The organism is Drancourtella massiliensis, from assembly GCF_016900655.1.
GTDB classification, from domain to species: domain Bacteria; phylum Bacillota; class Clostridia; order Lachnospirales; family Lachnospiraceae; genus Sellimonas; species Sellimonas catena.
In genome coordinates this window covers 1-206 of sequence record NZ_JACJKH010000162.1, presented here as the reverse complement: position 1 = coordinate 206, position 206 = coordinate 1, and the positions used below count along the sequence as shown (strand labels likewise).

Below are 206 nucleotides of genomic sequence, written 5' to 3'. Positions count from 1 at the left end.
CAGAACGTCGTGAGACAGTTCGGTCCCTATCCGGCGTGGGCGTAGGATATTTGAGAGGAGCTGTCCTTAGTACGAGAGGACCGGGATGGACCGGCCGCTGGTGTACCTGTTGCACTACCAAGTGCATGGCAGGGTAGCCAAGCCGGGAAGGGATAAACGCTGAAGGCATCTAAGCGTGAAGCCCCCCTCAAGATGAGATATCCCAT

The 206-nt window shown here is 56.8% G+C and carries 1 rRNA gene; it reads left to right on the top strand.

Going from position 1 to position 206, the window contains the following annotated elements:
- Positions 1-206, top strand: a 23S ribosomal RNA gene (locus H6A32_RS17090); the annotation flags it as partial.